This is a genomic window from Synechococcus sp. CS-1328 (assembly GCF_025128095.1).
Lineage (GTDB): Bacteria > Cyanobacteriota > Cyanobacteriia > PCC-6307 > Cyanobiaceae > CBW1002.
On record NZ_JAHLYT010000068.1, the window covers coordinates 35,855 to 52,089 of the forward strand.

17 protein-coding genes, 2 tRNA genes and 1 pseudogene are annotated in these 16,235 nt (G+C 66.4%); 9 read left to right on the forward strand and 11 right to left on the reverse strand.

Annotated elements, in window-relative coordinates:
- On the reverse strand, positions 1-477 hold the full coding sequence (locus tag KQ310_RS12425; RefSeq protein WP_259722051.1) for a hypothetical protein: 477 nt from the start codon (positions 475-477) through the stop codon (positions 1-3).
- Between the two features lie 145 nt (positions 478-622).
- On the opposite strand from KQ310_RS12425, the gene KQ310_RS12430 reads away from it, so the two are divergent.
- Both KQ310_RS12430 and KQ310_RS12435 read left to right on the forward strand, forming a co-directional pair.
- The gene (locus KQ310_RS12430; RefSeq protein ID WP_259722052.1) at positions 623-865 is read left to right on the forward strand and encodes a hypothetical protein; all 243 of its coding nucleotides are present in this window, start codon (positions 623-625) and stop codon (positions 863-865) included.
- Positions 866-886: 21 nt separating this feature from the next.
- On the forward strand, positions 887-2,167 hold the full coding sequence (locus tag KQ310_RS12435) for a sodium:proton antiporter (protein ID WP_259722053.1): 1,281 nt from the start codon (positions 887-889) through the stop codon (positions 2,165-2,167).
- 43 nt (positions 2,168-2,210) lie between these two features.
- Here KQ310_RS12435 and gltX read toward each other — a convergent pair whose 3' ends face one another.
- The 6 genes from gltX to KQ310_RS12465 form a co-directional block, all read right to left on the reverse strand.
- Positions 2,211-3,728 (reverse strand): glutamate--tRNA ligase, encoded by a 1,518-nt coding sequence (gene gltX, locus KQ310_RS12440; protein ID WP_259722054.1) that lies wholly within the window; start codon positions 3,726-3,728, stop codon positions 2,211-2,213.
- A gap of 28 nt (positions 3,729-3,756) precedes the next feature.
- Positions 3,757-3,830 (reverse strand) — tRNA-Asp (locus KQ310_RS12445).
- Between the two features lie 540 nt (positions 3,831-4,370).
- Positions 4,371-4,559, reverse strand: a complete 189-nt coding sequence (locus KQ310_RS12450; RefSeq protein ID WP_006043540.1) for a hyperconserved protein Hcp — start codon at positions 4,557-4,559, stop codon at positions 4,371-4,373.
- Positions 4,560-4,595: 36 nt separating this feature from the next.
- Positions 4,596-4,668 (reverse strand) — tRNA-Trp (locus tag KQ310_RS12455).
- 34 nt (positions 4,669-4,702) lie between these two features.
- Positions 4,703-5,119, reverse strand: a complete 417-nt coding sequence (rplS, locus tag KQ310_RS12460; RefSeq protein ID WP_259722111.1) for a 50S ribosomal protein L19 — start codon at positions 5,117-5,119, stop codon at positions 4,703-4,705.
- A 269-nt stretch (positions 5,120-5,388) separates the two neighbouring features.
- Entirely contained in the window at positions 5,389-5,724 is a 336-nt protein-coding gene (locus KQ310_RS12465) for a peptidase (protein WP_259722055.1), read from the reverse strand.
- Positions 5,725-5,806: 82 nt separating this feature from the next.
- Here KQ310_RS12465 and map point away from each other — a divergent pair, with 82 nt between their 5' ends.
- Positions 5,807-6,664: a type I methionyl aminopeptidase gene (map, locus tag KQ310_RS12470; RefSeq protein ID WP_259722056.1), complete on the forward strand. Its 858-nt coding sequence runs from the start codon at positions 5,807-5,809 to the stop codon at positions 6,662-6,664.
- A gap of 7 nt (positions 6,665-6,671) precedes the next feature.
- Here map and KQ310_RS12475 read toward each other — a convergent pair whose 3' ends face one another.
- Positions 6,672-7,451 carry a short-chain dehydrogenase gene (locus KQ310_RS12475; RefSeq protein WP_259722057.1) on the reverse strand — a complete coding sequence of 260 codons (780 nt, stop codon included), beginning with the start codon at positions 7,449-7,451 and terminating at the stop codon, positions 6,672-6,674.
- Between the two features lie 69 nt (positions 7,452-7,520).
- Here KQ310_RS12475 and ebsA point away from each other — a divergent pair, with 69 nt between their 5' ends.
- The 3 genes from ebsA to KQ310_RS12490 all read left to right on the forward strand — a co-directional run bounded on the left by ebsA (position 7,521) and on the right by KQ310_RS12490 (position 9,606).
- Positions 7,521-7,901 carry a type IV pilus biogenesis protein EbsA gene (gene ebsA / locus KQ310_RS12480; RefSeq protein WP_259722058.1) on the forward strand — a complete coding sequence of 127 codons (381 nt, stop codon included), beginning with the start codon at positions 7,521-7,523 and terminating at the stop codon, positions 7,899-7,901.
- Between the two features lie 50 nt (positions 7,902-7,951).
- The gene (locus tag KQ310_RS12485) at positions 7,952-9,028 is read left to right on the forward strand and encodes a phosphotransacetylase family protein (RefSeq protein ID WP_259722059.1); all 1,077 of its coding nucleotides are present in this window, start codon (positions 7,952-7,954) and stop codon (positions 9,026-9,028) included.
- Positions 9,029-9,093: 65 nt separating this feature from the next.
- Positions 9,094-9,606: a DNA-protecting protein DprA gene (locus tag KQ310_RS12490; protein ID WP_259722060.1), complete on the forward strand. Its 513-nt coding sequence runs from the start codon at positions 9,094-9,096 to the stop codon at positions 9,604-9,606.
- 27 nt (positions 9,607-9,633) lie between these two features.
- On the opposite strand, the gene KQ310_RS12495 is transcribed toward KQ310_RS12490, so the two are convergent.
- The gene (locus KQ310_RS12495; protein WP_259722061.1) at positions 9,634-10,053 is read right to left on the reverse strand and encodes an NfeD family protein; all 420 of its coding nucleotides are present in this window, start codon (positions 10,051-10,053) and stop codon (positions 9,634-9,636) included.
- A gap of 58 nt (positions 10,054-10,111) precedes the next feature.
- Here KQ310_RS12495 and KQ310_RS12500 point away from each other — a divergent pair, with 58 nt between their 5' ends.
- A complete protein-coding gene (locus tag KQ310_RS12500; RefSeq protein WP_259722062.1) occupies positions 10,112-11,026 on the forward strand; it encodes an SPFH domain-containing protein in 915 nt (304 codons plus the stop codon).
- A gap of 18 nt (positions 11,027-11,044) precedes the next feature.
- Here the strand turns inward: KQ310_RS12500 and KQ310_RS12505 are convergent, their stop codons facing one another.
- Both KQ310_RS12505 and KQ310_RS12510 read right to left on the reverse strand, forming a co-directional pair.
- Entirely contained in the window at positions 11,045-11,518 is a 474-nt protein-coding gene (locus KQ310_RS12505) for an MAPEG family protein (protein ID WP_259722063.1), read from the reverse strand.
- Positions 11,519-11,622: 104 nt separating this feature from the next.
- On the reverse strand, positions 11,623-12,687 hold the full coding sequence (locus KQ310_RS12510; protein WP_259722064.1) for an AraC family transcriptional regulator: 1,065 nt from the start codon (positions 12,685-12,687) through the stop codon (positions 11,623-11,625).
- Positions 12,688-13,080: 393 nt separating this feature from the next.
- Between KQ310_RS12510 and KQ310_RS12515 the strand changes: the two genes are divergently transcribed.
- Both KQ310_RS12515 and KQ310_RS12520 read left to right on the forward strand, forming a co-directional pair.
- Positions 13,081-15,996: a chemotaxis protein CheB gene (locus tag KQ310_RS12515; RefSeq protein WP_259722065.1), complete on the forward strand. Its 2,916-nt coding sequence runs from the start codon at positions 13,081-13,083 to the stop codon at positions 15,994-15,996.
- Between the two features lie 57 nt (positions 15,997-16,053).
- Positions 16,054-16,226 (forward strand): annotated as a pseudogene (locus KQ310_RS12520) (APC family permease); the annotation flags it as partial.
- Positions 16,227-16,235: the final 9 nt, after the last annotated feature.

Here is a 16,235-nt window from a genome sequence, read left to right on the forward strand (position 1 = left end):
TTAGGCGTCCCTCCACCGACCGCCATCGACCCGCCGATCACGGTGGCGCCGGGCTTCGCGGCGGCTGTATTCGCTCACGCTTGGATTCGCCACGACAGGATCGACGTGGGCCACCTGCTCCCAGAGGTCCCGGGCTGCCCAGCGAACGGAATGATCCAGACCCTCGTTTCGGATCACATGGCACCAGCGTGAACTGCCGCAGGCGGGGCAGAACAGCTCCTCCAGCCACTCGTTCGATAACACCAGCACCGGATAGGCCTGCAACACCAACCTGGCCCGCTTGGCGTTCATACCGCGCTGGCGCAGTTGCTCGGGGCTGAGCAGGTGGAGAAAATACTTGCGGCCGTTGCCCTCCATGCGCTGGTCGGGATGGGCTGGGCACAGCAGCTCCCGTCGGCGCGGCCGGCGATTCCGGCGGGGCCGGGACTCCTGACCATCAGAAGCCCCATGGGTGGAATCGCCGCTGGAAGCCGGCATCGATCAGAGCGGTACTGGGGAAAGCCTATGGACTTTCCAGGAGCAAGTGGCCAGCTGCCTGTCTCTCGAGATTCAGCGGTCGGCAAGCCCTTCCGGCCCCGTTGCGGCATCCTGGGGTCCCGAACCGCCGATGCGTCACGCCCCCATGGCCCGCACCATCCGCCGCTATGCCATCCATCTGCTTCTTCTTGGCGGCCAGCGCGAAATGATCCACTTCCGCACCTTGGAGGCCTTCCAGCAGTGGTACGGCAGCGTGCTCACCGCATCGGCGCCGGACGCCTTTGTGAATGTGCCGATCGGTGAACTGGAGGGTGAATACCTGGTGGTACGCCCCAGCGCCGTGATCGGCATCCGGGTCGAGCCCCAGTTCGGATCGGTGGATGACTGAGTTCCACCAGAGGCAGCCGTCATGACTCCGGACAGGCTGACTCTGCTGTGGGGGATCACGGTGTTCTCCGGAGCCGTGGCCCAGACCATCGCCCTGCTCACCGGCCTGCCGGGGGTCGTGCTGCTGCTCTCTGCAGGCCTGTTGATCGGTCGCTCGGGGCTGGGATTGGTGGAACCGCTCGATCTCGGCATCGGCCTCGAGACCGTGGTGGGCCTGCTGGTCAGCCTGGTGCTCTTCGACGGCGGCATCAACCTGCGCCTGCCCGGTGATGCGCTCAAGTGGCTCGTGGTGCGGATCGTGCTGGTGCGCCTGGTGCTCGCCCTGGTGGGCGGCCTGCTGGCGGCCCACTGGCTGGCTGGCCTGAGCTGGCCACTGGCCAGTGTGTTCAGCGCCATCGTTCTGGCCACCGGGCCCACGGTGGTCACCCCCCTGGTGCGGCAGATCCGTCTGATGCCCCCGCTGGGGGAGGTTCTGGAGGGGGAAGGGCTGGTGCTCGAACCGATCGGTGCGGTGCTGGCGCTGTTATTGCTCGAGCTGGTGCTGGGCGATCTGCAGGGCTGGCGATCCGTGGCCAGCGGCCTGATGCTGCGCCTCGGAGTGGGGTTGGTGGTGGGCCTGGCGTGCGGCGCCCTGCTGGCCGAAGCCCTGAGGCGCCTGCCCTCCAGCTCCCGGGCCGGCCTGCGGCTGCAGCTCACTCTGGGGGTGTTGTTCCTGATGTACTCCTCCTGTGAGCACTGGTTGCCCGAATCGGGCCTGCCCGCTGCCGTGGCCGCCGGAGTGGTGGTGGGGCGCCGCCCCGATACCAATGCGGAGGAACTCGACGGACTGATTCGTCAGCTGGCCCAGTTGGCGATCACGATGCTGTTCCCGCTGCTGGCGGCCGATGTCAGCTGGGCGGAGCTGAGCCCGCTCGGCTGGGGCGGGGTGGCCTGCGTTCTGGCCCTGATGGTGGTGGTGCGTCCGGTGGCGATTGGCCTGGCCACCTGGGGCATGGGGTACACCCTGCCCCAGCGCACCCTGCTCAGCTGGCTGGCCCCACGGGGGATCGTCACCGCAGCCGTGGCCAGCCTGTTCGCGATTCGCCTCGAGGAGGCAGGGGTGGTTGGGGCCGGCCGACTGCAGGGGCTGGTGTTCCTCACCATCCTGATGACCGTCGGTCTGCAGGGACTCAGTGCCCGGCTGCTGGCCCAACGGCTGCAGCTGATCAGCCCCGTCGATTCCGAGGTCGGCTCCCCAGAGGCCGGTGATCCCCAGAGCGGCAACGCAGAAGCCGGCAAGGCCACCGCACAACCCTCAGCCTGAGGCCAGGGCCAGCTGATCGGGGCTCAGTTGATGGTCGTGCACCTCAGAGGCAGCGCTCGATGCGCTGAACGTCCTCGCCGTCGTGGTGCAGCAACAACCAGGTGCTGAGCAGGTCTGGGCCCTGCAGGCTGCCCAACAGGGCGGCCCGCAGACTTTTCATCAAGACCCCCTTCTTGACATCGGCCGCCTTGCAGGCGGCACCCAGCAGCTGCTGGGCCTGCTCCGCCTCCAGCGGGGCCTCGACGCCATGGCCGCGCAGCGCCTCCAGCAGGGCGGCAAGGGCTGCCTGGGCTGGGGCGGAACCGATCTGGTCGCGCGCGGCTTGATCCAGCTCCGGCCGCTCGAAGAAGGGCTTGGCCTGGTCCACACCATCGGCGAGCAAGGTGAGGGAGGAGCCGATCAGCTCGCAAAGCGACAGCTGCCAGGATTGACTCTGTGACGCTGCAATCTGTGCTGGCTTGATTGGATCTGACTCGATCGGGTCTGACGACTTGATCGGATCTATCTCGATCTGGGCAAATGGAATCCAGCCTTGCTCGGCCCAGAGCGGCAGGAGCTGCTCTCTCAGTTCGCTGGCGGGCAGAGCATGCAGGATCTGGCCGTTCAGCCAGTTCAGCTTGTCCCAGTCAAAGCGGGCGCCCGCTTTGTTGACGCGCTCGAAATCGAACACGGCGGCAGCTTCGCTGAGGGTGAACCGTTCCCCCATCCCTTCCGGCGGGGACCAGCCCAGCAGGGTCATGTAATTGGCAAGGGCGACAGCGTCATACCCCATGCCGCGGAAGTCGCTGATCGAGGTGACACCATCGCGCTTGGAGAGCTTGCGGCCCTCCTTGTTGAGGATCAGCGGCGTGTGGGCGAAGACCGGCTGGGGCAACCCCAGGGCGTCGTAGAGCAGCAGCTGCTTGGCCGTGTTGGCGATGTGGTCTTCGCCGCGGATCACGTGGGTGATCGCCATGGCGGCATCGTCCACCACCACCACCAGGTTGTAGAGCGGGTCCCCGATCCGATCGGCGGGGGCCCGGCGTGCCACCACCATGTCTCCGCCGAGGTCACTGCCGGCCCAGCGCATCGGACCGCGCACCAGATCCGTCCAGCTGATCGTGGCAGCGTCGTCGATGCGGAAGCGGATCACCGCCTGCCGGCCTTCGGCAATGAAGGCGGCTTCCTGCTCGGGGCTGAGATCCCGGTGGCGGTTGTCGTAGCGGGGGGCCTTGCTGGCCGCCGCCTGCTGCTCCCGCATCGCCGTCAGTTCGGCTTCGGTGGCGTAGCAGCGATAGGCGTGGCCGCTGGCCAGCAACTGCTCGATGGCCATCTGATGCTCCGCCAGGCGGGCGCTCTGGATCACCGGCTCCCCGTCCCAGTCCAGACCGAGCCAGGCCAGGCCTTCGAGGATGTTGTCGGTGTACTCCTGCCGGCTGCGCTCCTTGTCGGTGTCCTCGATCCGCAGCAGAAACTGGCCACCCTGGCGCCGGGCGAAGAGCCAGTTGAAAACTGCCGTTCGGGCTGTGCCGATGTGCAGCGTGCCGGTAGGACTGGGAGCCAGACGAACCCGTACCGTCACCTTCGGCGTTCTCCGGATGAATCAAAAACGGGACTGACGGGGCTCGAACCCGCAACTTCCGCCGTGACAGGGCGGTGCTCTAACCGATTGAACTACAGTCCCAGCCAGGCCAGAAGGCAGGCCAGAGGCAACCTACAACAGCAGCAATCTTTGGAAACGTCCGCTGGATCGAAGTCCTTTGGATTGAAACCGAAGATCAAATCTGAACGTGGTGGCCGAATCAGTGACGTTTCCGCCCTCCGACCAAATCAGTATCGGCGTTCAACCGTCCCTTCGTCAACCGATTGCAGCCCCGCAGGCCGGCACCCGAACCGGCCACGGACCAGACCTGACGGCAGCCATGTCGTGGCCTGGAAAGGCAGAGATCGGTTTCTCGTCGGAGACCGTCAGTACTGCAATGCAAAGCCACCAGGGCCAGGAGTCGGTGAAGACTCGGCCATGGCGGCAGAGCTGCGGATGGGAAGAGGATGACAACCTCAGCCGCAGAAACTTTGAGTCAGTGAAGGCGAATTGAGCCTGACAGTGATGTGTCAGGCTCAAACCAGGAGATTGCTACGAAAATCCTCAGCGCACTGCCAGTTGAGACAGCGCTCTACCATCTGCCAGTTGAGATGGAGATACGGCCTTCAAACTCAGACGCTGTCAGGGCCTGAAGCCTGCCGGCTCAATCAGGCGAACCTGATTACCGCGGGCCGTGAATTCACGACCCTGATCACTCTGGACAACCACACGGCCACCCGACTTGACACGGATCACACGAGCACGAACCCAGCCGAGGGCAGCAGATTCAAGCACCTTCACCACATCGCCGGGCTGTAGATCCAACTCCATGTTCTGGATGACGAAACGGCATGGGGGGACATCGAACGCGCCGTGGAGGACTTGAACCCCCGACATCAGGTTTTGGAGACCTGCGTTCTACCAACTGAACTAACGGCGCAAGGCGATGTCCCCGTTGAAACGAGGGCTGAACCTCAGCGATCGAAGCGCTGCTTCACACGGGTGGCCTTGCCCACCCGGTCTCGCAGATAGAAGAGCTTCGCACGGCGCACCTTACCGCGGCGCTCCACCTTGATCGAGGCGACCTGGGGGCTGTGGAGCATGAACACCCGCTCCACACCCACGCCCTGGAAGATCCGGCGCACGGTGATCGTGGAGTTGAGGCCACCGTGGCGCTTGGCGATCACAACCCCCTCGTAGGGCTGGACCCGCTCCTTGTTGCCCTCACGGATGCGGACGCCCACCTTGACAGTGTCGCCCACATAGATGTCGGGGAGATCGCTCTTGAGCTGCTCAGCCTCAAAGGCGCGGATCAGATCCTGGGGGCTGAGCCGGCCGGTGGTGGCTCCGGCCGCCGCAGCGGGGGTGGCCACGGCGCTGGTTTCCGCCACGTCGGCTGTCGCTTCAGCCTGGTTCTCTGCGGTCTCTGTCACTGCGGTCTCAGTCACGGGCTGGTCGGTGTTCGGGGGTGGTCCGGAGGTTGGGGATGGCGGAAGGTCCGTGGGGCACGTTCGCAGCCGAAACTGCGATTCCAAGGAATCGCAGTCCGGAGCCTGCGGTTCCAAGGGTGCCGTAACGGCAGCCATCCAGCTCCGCGACACCTGGCCAAACAAGGAGATTACCTTCTCACGGGTCGACCTCGGTCCTCAGCCCCCTGGAATCAGCCCTGAGCAACGCCCTGACGCAGCTTTTGCCATTGGCGCTGCAGGCGCTGGAAGGCCATGGCCGCACCGCTGAGCAGCATCGAGGCCAGCCCCAGGCCATTCAGCACCACGTAGACGGTTTCACCATGGGGACCGAACCAGTGGCGCAGCCATTCGCCCTCGTGCAGCACCATCAGCAGGTGGGCCCGATCCCGGTCCCAGCCGGCCCAGTCGCGCAGCACGCGGTAGGCCACCCCACTGCCAACCGTGAGCAGCAGCGGCGCCAGCACGACCGGGGCCAGGCTGCCGTGCCACTGGCGCAGACGCACCAGCAGGGAGGGGTGTGGGGCCACCGGGTTCCTTCCCGCCATCGTTCTCCACGGCAGTGACATCCCCGCCATTGATAACTTGCAATCACGCCTCGTGCATGGCCCGATGAATCTGTTCGCCGATCTGCTGGCCAGCACCACGGCCGCCGCCGCCGCCAATGGGGTCACCCAGACCGGGCCCCGGATTCAGAAGAGCCGCCGCGGCGTTGAGATCAAGTCGGCGCGCGAGGTGGAGACCATGCGCAAGGCCAGCCGCATCGTGGCCACGGTGCTGCGCGAGATCATCGAGCTGGTGAAACCAGGCATGACCACCGCCGATCTCGACCGCCATGCCGAGACCCGCATCCGCTCCATGGGGGCGGTGCCCAGCTTCATGGGCTACCACGGCTTTCCGGCCAGCATCTGCGCCAGCATCAACAACGAGGTGGTGCACGGCATCCCCAGCCCCAAGCGGGTGATCAAGGCCGGCGACCTGGTCAAGGTGGACACCGGTGCCTACTTCGACGGCTACCACGGCGACAGCTGCGTGACCATCTGCGTCGGCGAGGTAGTCAGTGAGGAAGCCCAGCGCCTGTCCCGCGTCGCCCAGGAATCGTTGATGCAGGGGCTGGCGCGCATCAAGGCCGGCAACACACTGCTGGACATCGCTGGCGCCGTGCAGGATCACGTCGAGGCGCACGGCTATGCGGTGGTGGAGGACTACACCGGCCATGGCGTGGGGCGCAACCTGCATGAGGAGCCTTCGGTGTTCAACTACCGCACCCGCGATCTGCCCAACATGAAGCTGCGGGCCGGCATGACCCTGGCGGTGGAGCCGATCCTCAATGCCGGCAGCAAGGATTGCCGCACCCTGCGCGACCGCTGGACGGTGGTGACCGTGGATGGCAGCCTCTCGGCCCAGTGGGAGCACACCATCGTGGTGACCAGCGACGGCTGCGAGATCCTCACCGACCGCGACTTCTGAACGGCGCTCAGGGCTGCGGAGCGTCCCAGGAGCGGCGGCTGCATAGCCTGAAATACAGCCAGCGGCTCAGAGCCGTCAACGGCATCAGCACATAGGTGAGCGGATTGGGCGTCACGATGATCAGCCCCAGATCCCAGTCCGCCTGGCGCAGGATCTCGCGGGCGACAAAGCCGCTGCTCATCAGCCCGATCGGATTGAGGGCTGAGCGGAACGGTCCGAGCACCAGGCGGCGCAGACGCAGCCCTGAGCCTGGCTGGCCGGCCAGATCCAGGGCCCGCAGGCTGAGCAGCTGCCCCAGCAGGCGCTTGCTGATCTCGTAAAGCGGGCTGAGGGCCGGCTGGATCTCCGCTTCCGAGGTGTTGAGCCACACCTCGGGGCGGTGTCGCCCCTGCCGATCAACCGCGCTGCGCCGCTCAGCCACCTGGGCAAACAGCTCCAGCAGGCGCCAGCTGCTCAGGGCATTGACCTCCAGGGAGGTGGCGACAGCGGCACTGTCGCGGGCACCGTAGAGATTCACGCCATGGTTGAGCACGAGCACATCCACGCTTTCCAGCACTGGGCCCAGCGCCTCCTCCTGCCCCACCTGCCAGCTGACCTGGCGCAGGGGAATCGCGTTACCGGCCGCGTCCAGAACCATCAACTCCGCGGTGCCATGGGTGAGGGCCAGCAGCTCGGCGCCACGGCAGTGCCAGGCCTGCAGCAGGGCCTGCCCGAGGGCGCCGCTGGCGCCGGTGATCGCCACCGTGGGGCGGCTGCGGGGCGGGTGATCGGCAGACGGGCCACTCATTGGGTCTGGCGCGGGGCAGGGGTTTCGCGCCAGCATGGTCCGCAGCACGTTCGGATCCCTTCGAGGCTGATGCCCACCCCCCTGCTGGACGCAGCCCTGCTGCCCCTGTTCGCCCCCTATTGCGGCGGACTCGGACGCCAGTCCCTGATGGAGGAGGCGCTGCGTCAGCTGGCCCTGGGGGAATTTCAGGGCAAGCGGCCTCTGCGCGGCGGCGGCACCCATGCCTTCGTGCTGCGCTGGCAGGCGGAGCCGGCCCCCCTGGAACCGGCCCGCTGCACGCTCAGCTTCACCGACAAGCTCAGGCCCGATGGACAGCCGATCTCCTACTCCTTCAACATCCCCACCCACCAGTTGCTGTCGTTGCTGATGGAGCGGGAGGGGGAGGTGCTGCCGGCCAGCTTCTGGCGCTGGCTGCTGATCGGGCAGGGAACGCCATCAGGAACCGCCTGAAGCACGATGACTAAATTGACCGCCAATCCTTCGGTCAGTGAGGCCATGTCATGCCCACCCCCCTGCTGATCGGCTCCTGCGAACCCTTCAGCGGCAAATCGGCCGTGGTGCTGGGGCTGGCCAGGCAGCTGCTGCAGCGGGGGGTGGCGATCCGCTTCGGCAAGCCCCTGGCCACCACCCCCGAGCCGGGGGCCACGGGGATCGATGCCGACGTGCGCTTCATCGCTGACACCCTGCACCTCGACGACGACCATCTGCTGCCCTCCCTGGCCGTGCTCGATCCGGACAACGCCCGCGACCGGCTGATGCGCGGCGATCTCTCCAGCGATCCGGCCCTGGAGCAGCTCCACCAGACCCTGATCGGATCCGGAGACGGCCTGGCCCTGCTGGAGGCCGCCGGCAGCCTCAGCGAAGGATTGCTCTATGGCCTCAGCCTGCCCCAGCTTGCGGAGGGGCTCGACGCGTCCGTGGTGCTGGTCCATCTCTGGACCGACAGCAGCAGTGTCGACCCCCTGCTGCAGGCCCGGCAACAGCTGGGTGAGCGCCTGGCCGGAGTGGTGCTCAACGCCGTGTCCCTGGAGGCGGTGGCACGGGTCCGCGAAGACGTGCAACCGGCCCTGGAGCGGCTGGGCATGCCGGTCTACGGGGTGATGCCGCGCAGCCCGCTGCTGCGCAGCGTCACCGTGGAGGAACTGGGCCGGCGCCTGGAAGCCGAGGTGCTCTGCTGCCGTGATCGCCTCGACCTGCTGGTCGAAACGCTCTCGATCGGTGCGATGAATGTGAATTCCGCCATGGAATTCTTCCGGCGGCGGCGCAACATGGCGGTGGTGACCGGGGCGGACCGCACCGACATCCAGCTGGCGGCGCTGGAGGCCAGCACCCAGTGCCTGATCCTGACCGGGGCCGGCGATCCCCTGCCGCAGCTGATCAACCGGGCCGAGGAACTGGAGGTGCCGCTGCTGAAGGTGGAACACGACACCCTCACCACCGTGGAGGTGATCGAGCGGGCCTTCGGGCATGTGCGGTTGCATGAGTCGGTCAAGGCCACCTACGCCGTGCGCCTCGTGGAGGAGCACTGCGATTTCAGCCAGCTGTTCGACCGACTGCAATGTCCAGCGGCGGTGTAGCCCGATCCCGGAACCCTCCGGATCGCTGCTAGTTTCACCCCAACCACTGTGGCGATTAGCACCTGGTGACCCGGTCCCTTGATCTGCCGGCCATGGACCGGATCGACACGCTGGCCCAGGAGCTGGCCATGCTCCAGGACCGCAGCAAGCGGCGCATCGCCATCCTCGGCAGCCGCCATCTGCCTGTGGTTTCGGTGCATCTGGTGGAGGTGGTGGCCCGCTCCCTGGCCCAGGAGGGCCACAACCTGATCACCTCCGGAGCCCAGGGGGTCAATGCTGCGGTGATCCGCAGCGTGCTGGAGGTGGATGCCTCCCGCCTCACGGTGCTGCTGCCCCAGAGCCTCGATCGTCAGCCGAGCGAATCCCGCGATCAACTGGATCGGGTGCTGCACCTGGTTGAGAAGCCTGAGCACGATGAGCTGCCCCTGCCGATGGCGAGCAGCCTCTGCAATCAGGACATCATCACCCGCTGCGATCAGCTGATCTGCTACGCCTTCCACGACAGCGAAACCCTGCTGGCCAGCTGCCGGGTCGCCGAGGACATGGGCAAGGTGGTGAGCCTGCTGTTCTTCGACTGAGGGGCCTGGACTGAGGGGCCTGCCGGATCAGCGCGGCAGGATCTGCAGCCGGTTGCCCTCCCGTCCCATCACGGTCACCTGTTGACCCGCCTCGAGGCGCCGCTCCGGCTCGAGGCTTTCGGCCGCCCAGCTCTGACCGTTCCAGCGCACCCGGCCCTGGCCCTGCCGGTCAAAGCCGGCGATCACCTCCGCCGTCTCCTGCGCCTGCTGGTGTGGCAACTCCCGCCCCCGCCGCTGGTGCGACCAGCGCCACAGGAGGGTGTAGCCAGCTCCGGCCAGGGCGGCAGCCAGCAGGCCCTGCACCACGGGCGCCAGGGGCACGAGGGCGGTGAGGATCGAAAGGAGCAGGGCCACCACGGCACCCACCAGCCAACCGTCGAAATCGGCACCGGCCAGCTCCAGCAGCAGCAGGCCGCCGGCAATGGCAAGCCAGATCAGAGAGGCCAAGGACGGGTTGTCGCTGCTCTCATCCTGCCTAGGTTGGGAGCTCTGTGGCACCGCCCCGATGGAAGCCTTGCTCTCCCTGCCCGCCATGGCCCTGCTGGCGGTCCTCGGGATCAGCAGCGTCAAGATCACCAGCGGCGGCCGCTCGATGCTGGTGGAACGCCTGGGCAAGTACGACCGCCAGCTCAAACCGGGGCTGTCCTTCGTGATGCCGATGGTGGAGAAGGTGGTGAGCCACGAATCGCTCAAGGAGCGGGTGCTGGACATCCCACCGCAGCAGTGCATCACCCGCGACAACGTCTCGATCGAGGTGGATGCGGTGGTGTACTGGCAGCTGCTGGAGCACGCCCGCGCTTACTACGGCGTCGACAACCTCCAGGCGGCCATGGTCAACCTGGTGCTGACCCAGATCCGTGCCGAGATGGGCAAGCTCGACCTCGATCAGACCTTCACCACCCGCCAGGAGGTGAACGAGGCGCTGCTCAAGGAACTCGACACCGCCACCGATCCCTGGGGCGTCAAGGTGACCAGGGTCGAGATGCGCGACATCGTGCCCTCCCAGGGGGTGCAGCAGGCGATGGAAAAACAGATGACCGCCGAGCGGGAAAAGCGGGCGGCGATCCTGCGCTCCGAGGGGGAGCGCGAAGCCCAGCTCAACGGCGCCAAGGGCCGCGCCGATGCCCTTGTGCTCGACGCTGAAGCGAAGAAGACGGCGCTGGTGATGGAGGCCGAAGCCCAGGCGAATCAGCAGAAGGTGCTGGCCGCGGCCCGGGCAGAAGCGGCCATGGAACTGGCCCGGGTGATCGAGACCCATCCCGCCGCAGCCGAAAGCCTGCGGCTGCTGCTGGCCAAGGACTGGATGGCCATGGGGCAGGAAATGGCCCGGGCCCAAGGCGGCTCGGTGTTGATGGTCGACCCCCAGAGCCCCGCCTCCCTGCTCGCCGCCCTCAAGGGTCTGCAAGACCACAAGACCTAAGCAGGGCACGGGGCCCCATCAGCCGGCCAGCACCCCCTGCAGACCGGCCAGATAGAGAAGCGCGGTGCAGAGCAGGCCGCTGATCCAGCAGAGGCTGCGCAGGGGCGGCAGATCGGCGAGGTAGGCCCCGATGTAGAGCAAACGGGCGGCCGGATGCAGCCAGGCCGCCAGGGCGATCCAGGGAACGGCCGCCTGCACCGACGGGGCGTGGATCAGGCAGAGCAGGCAGGCCGGCGCATGCAGGCCGAAGGCCTCAAAGCTGTTCTGATGGGCCCAGTGGGCCCGCTTCCCCCAGGCCGGCAAGCGCTCGAACATCGCCCGCGGCGCCGAGAGATCCGCCAGGCTGAAATCGGCCTGGCTGCGGCCAGCCCCGAGAGGAATCAGGCTGGCGATCACCACGGCACCTGCCAGCACCAGCGACCAGGCGAAGGCGGCTCCCGGCGCGGCAACCGACAGCGGAGGAAGCAGCAAGGCAAGCACGAAGGACGGCATCAGCAGCGGGGCCTGAACAACGACTGCCGTTCTACGCCGCGACTCCCTTCACCATCCAACCTGGCAACACCAGGCTCCCCTGACAGAGCAGATGCCCGCGACCCTCAGCGCGACTGCGGCGGACGAGTGGCCCGGGCCTCCCGCAGCAACTGGGAGGGCTTGACATGGAACCTTTGCTGGAAATCGACGCTGAACAGGCTGAGCGAGCGGTAGCCGCACTGGGTGGCGATCTGAGCCACCGAATCGCCAGGCGAAGGATTCTGCAGAAAACGGCGCGCCTGATCCAACCGCTGGTTGCGGATCCACTGGGTTGCCGTACATCCCAGCCGCTCCTTGAAGGCATATTGCAGAGCGCGCCTGGAGTAATGGCTATACGACTCCAACATCGTGAGGTTGAGCGGCTCGGCGAGGTTGTGTTTGATGTAGTCGATCATCTCATCAAATATATCGCGCCCCTGCAGATCCTTCTGGTGGAGTCGATCCAGGGGGCTGTCCTGAAGCAAGTCCGGCAGGATCATCGCCGCCATCAGCCGGTAGATCCGCTCATCCACCTGCAGGCGTTCAATCAACGCCGGACTGGCATCGACCAGCTGATTGACCAGGCTGATCTCCTGGCGAAGCAGGGCCTGAAGCGGTGGTCCGTCGCGATCGGCGGAGAGCCTCCTGCACTGACTCTGCTGAATCAGGTCCTTCCAGGCTGCTGGGCCGTGCTGCAGCCCTTTCATCACCATGGCCGTACTCAGGAGCCGCTCCGGCCGCAGATGAAACAGCAGGGTGCTCACCGCTGTGGTGTCGCAGGAATAGGAGGCGCCGTTGAGAATCAGGCAGTCATCCGCCTGACAGGTCCAGTCGTAGGACTCCTGGCGAATCCGTTGCTCCCCTCCATAGCCCAGCAGAACGGTGAGTCCATCGTGCTCTTGCGTTTGCAGATGACAGGCGGGAAGGATGGCAGCCACCAGCGCAACGCCACCGAACGACGACTCGAATCCGTAGTGCCACCACGGCACGGAAGTGGAGGCGGCTTCGAGCTGCCGCAGTGGAACCACCGTGCTGATCAACTCGGCACTGCGGTCGATGGTATCGATCAGCAGCAGCCTGTCCCGAAATGGATTAACAAGACCGGCAGCCTGGGGCTGCGGCTCGAATGGCTGCGGGATCGACGTGCCCACGCTAAGCGCTGGCCAGGGCAATTCCGCAGGCTGATCGGATGGCGGATCGGCGGATCACGAGTTGGTTCATCGATGCCACTGCCGCTTTCGACAGTTTGAAAACGCTAATGGATCGAGGCCACAGGAGACGCCGTCCGACGAACAACGACTTGCACATCACCAATGATTCTGCATGGTTCTGATAACCGCTGGCTCAGCGCCGCTGGCTCCTGGCTCCTGGCCTGTTTCGCCAGCCAATGCATCACCGATCCAGAGATCTAGGCTGACGACCAGCAGCGGCTCTCCCTCGCACATGGCGTGCTCCTTCCGTGGCGAGCCCTCGTCGATTCACACCAGGCCACCATGCTCTGCCGGGCATGGCTGCACTGAGGCAAGACTGGCGGTTCGGCAAGAATGAACACCTCCCAGGACATGACGATCACCCGGGTGGTGGGCATCGGGGCCTCGGCCGGGGGACTGGCGGCCTTGACGGATCTGGTCACCCAACTGAAAGCCGGCGGACGACAGGCCTACGTGGTGGCTCAGCACCTCGATCCCGACCATCACAGCCATCTGCTCGAGCTGCTGGCCCGGACCAGCCGACTGCCTGTGGTCATGGCTCGCGATGGGGCGCCACTGCAGCCCGATGTGCTCGCGATCGTGCCGCCCAACCACGACGTCACGGTCGTGGCGAACCGCCTGAGTCTTCAGGCACCGGCTCCTCGCTACGGTCCGGCCCCCAGCATCGACCTGCTGTTGGCCTCGATCGCCAGAGAATGGGGTGCCAACGGGGTGGCCGTGGTGCTGTCCGGCACTGGCAGCGATGGCGCCTTCGGGCTGCGCTCGGTCAAGGAAGCGGGCGGACTCACCCTGGCCCAGAACCCGGAGGAGGCGAAGTTCGGCGCCATGCCGCGGGCGGCCATCACCCTCGGCGGCGCTGTGCTGGTGCTGGAGGCGGGTGCGATCGGGCAGCATCTGGCCGGACTGAACAGCCTCACCGCTGCGGCAGCCGGAGAGGCCGCAGCACCTGGCTCCAGCCTGCCGGCCACCCCATTTGGCTTGTCCGCCGTGATCGAGCCCTTGATGCGTGCCACCGGTCTGGATGCGTCCCTCTACACGGAGTCGTCGTTGCGCCGCCGGGTGGAACGACGCATGGCGACCCATCAGCTCAGCGACCTGCAGACCTACCTGCCCCTGCTGGAGAGTGACCCTGAAGAGGCCCAGGCACTGGCCCAGACCCTGCTGGTTCCAGGCACCGCCTTCTTTCGCGATCCCCAAGCCTTTTCGGCCCTGAGACGGCTCCTGCTCGATGGCCTGTCCAGGCGCCAGGCACCGCACTCCCTGCGGGTCTGGATTCCGGGCTGCGCCAGCGGCGAAGAGGCCTACTCGATCGCCATGTTGATCAGTGAGCTTCTGGGCCATCCCCACGATCTGGCTGCCCAGCTAAAGATCTTCGCGACGGATCTGAGTGAGCAGAGTCTGTCGATTGCCCGCCGCGGGGTCTATCCAGACGCCGCAGTGGCTGGTATCCCAGCGGAGTTACGCCAGCGCTTCCTGATGGATCGGGGAGCCGAACACGTGATCTGCGAATCGCTGCGGACCTGCATGGTCTTCGCCCGTCACGATATGGGCAAGGACCCACCATTTCCGCGGCTCGATCTGATCGCCTGCCGCAACACGCTGATCGATTTCACCGCACCCGTTCAGGAACGGGTGCTGGCCCTGTTCTGCTTTGCCCTGGTGCCCGGAGGGCTGTTGTTCCTCGGCCATGCGGACGCCCTTGGTAGCCGCATCAGCGGTTTCCATGTGGCCGATGGGGAACAGAACCTGTACCGCCGCTCCGGCGACACGCTCGCGCGCCAGTCACTGCCGCCAGGTCCCGCCGGGGGCCGGCAGGCGCTGGCAGCGACGCCTGCCAGTTCGATCACCTTGCTGCGGGAGAGCATCCCCGAGCAGCACATGGCCCTGCTTGAGGTGCTGATCCGTACCTTCTGCCAGCCCAGCCTTGTCCTGGATGAACGGCATGATCTGGTGGAGGTGATCGGCGACATCACCCCCTACTGCCGCTTGCCGGAAGGGCGCCTCACGACGGCCGCCCAATCGTTTCTGCGGCCCGAACTGCGCAGCGAGGCCAGGGCCCTGTTCCTGCTTGCCCCCGCCGTCAACACCACCACACGCAGTGCCTCCGTGCATCTGGAAGACCTCGACCAGTGGGTGCGGCTGGAGCTTCGCAGCCTGCTGGTGGATGGGCGTTCCATCCGGCTGCTCAGCTTTGTGCCGCAGGGGGAGGAGGAGGCAAGCCTCACCACAACGGCGCCACCGGGAGAACGGGCTGCCGCCTTTGATCGTGAAATCCAGCGCCTCGAGCGTGAACTGCTAACCAGTCAGGAGACCCTGCAGCGTTCCTTGCTCGAACTGGAGCAGGCGAATGAAGATCTGGAGTCCTTTTCCGAGGAGCTGCAGGCCTCCTCCGAGGAGCTGCAGTCGTCCAACGAGGAGCTGGAGGCCTCCAATGAGGAGATGCAGGTCACCAACCAAGAACTGGCGACGCTGAACCAGACCCTGAGCTGCCGCACCGAACAGCTGGAGCGGCTCAACGCCGATCTGGAAAACATCCAGAGTTCGCTCAGCCAGGGCATGGTGATCGTCGATCGCCAACTCTGCGTCACCCGTTTCACCCCTCTGGCGGTGCGGGTCTTCGCCTTGATGGCCAGCGATCTCGGCAAGCCGTTGCTGCGCGTTCCAACCACCCTGCCGCTGCCGCAGCTGCCGGAGGCCCTGGAGGCGGTGCTGCAGGGGGAACCGCGGCGCAGCCTCGAGGCCAGCAGTGAAGACGTCTCCTACCTGGTTCAGGTGCTGCCCTACCAGGATCTGGAAGGCCGACGCCGCGGCGCCATCGTCACCCTCACCGATGTGTCCGAGCTGATGGAGATGAGCCGGGCGGCGGAGGCGGCCCTCAACGAGTTCTCCAGCCTCACCGATGCCCTCGATGCGGTGGTCTGGAAGTGGAATCAGGGAATGAGCGAGCTTCTGTACGTGAGCCAGCGCATCCACTCCCTGACGGGCTGGTCGCCCGCCGAACTCTGTGAACATCCGGAGCTGTTCGTCAAGGCGATCGTGCCGGACGATCGTGGCCGGGTGGAGGCAGCCCGGGACTGGACCCAGGGTCGCTGGACCGTGCGCTACCACCTCACCACCCGCTCGGGCCGGCCGCTCTGGGTCGTGGAAGCGGGCCGGGTCGTCAAGGACGGAGACGATCGTTTCGTGGTGGGCACCCTCACCGAGGTGGCGCCCGGCCTCGCCCTGGGGGAGCGGGCGGGGGCGTCCTAGCAAGGGCGGTCCATCCGCCAGCAGGATGGCCGCAGCCCAGTTGCTCCCCTTGCATCGATGAGCGACAGCGGCCTCTCCCGCCAGCTCGGCCTGCGCTCGATGACCCTGGCCGTGGTGACCAGCACGATTGGTTCGGGCTGGCTGTTCGCTCCGTTCTATGCCGCGCGTTTCGCCGGACCGGCCGCCTCGGCGCCTGGCTGCTGGGGGGTCTGCTGGCCTTTGCCCTGGCCGACGCACCT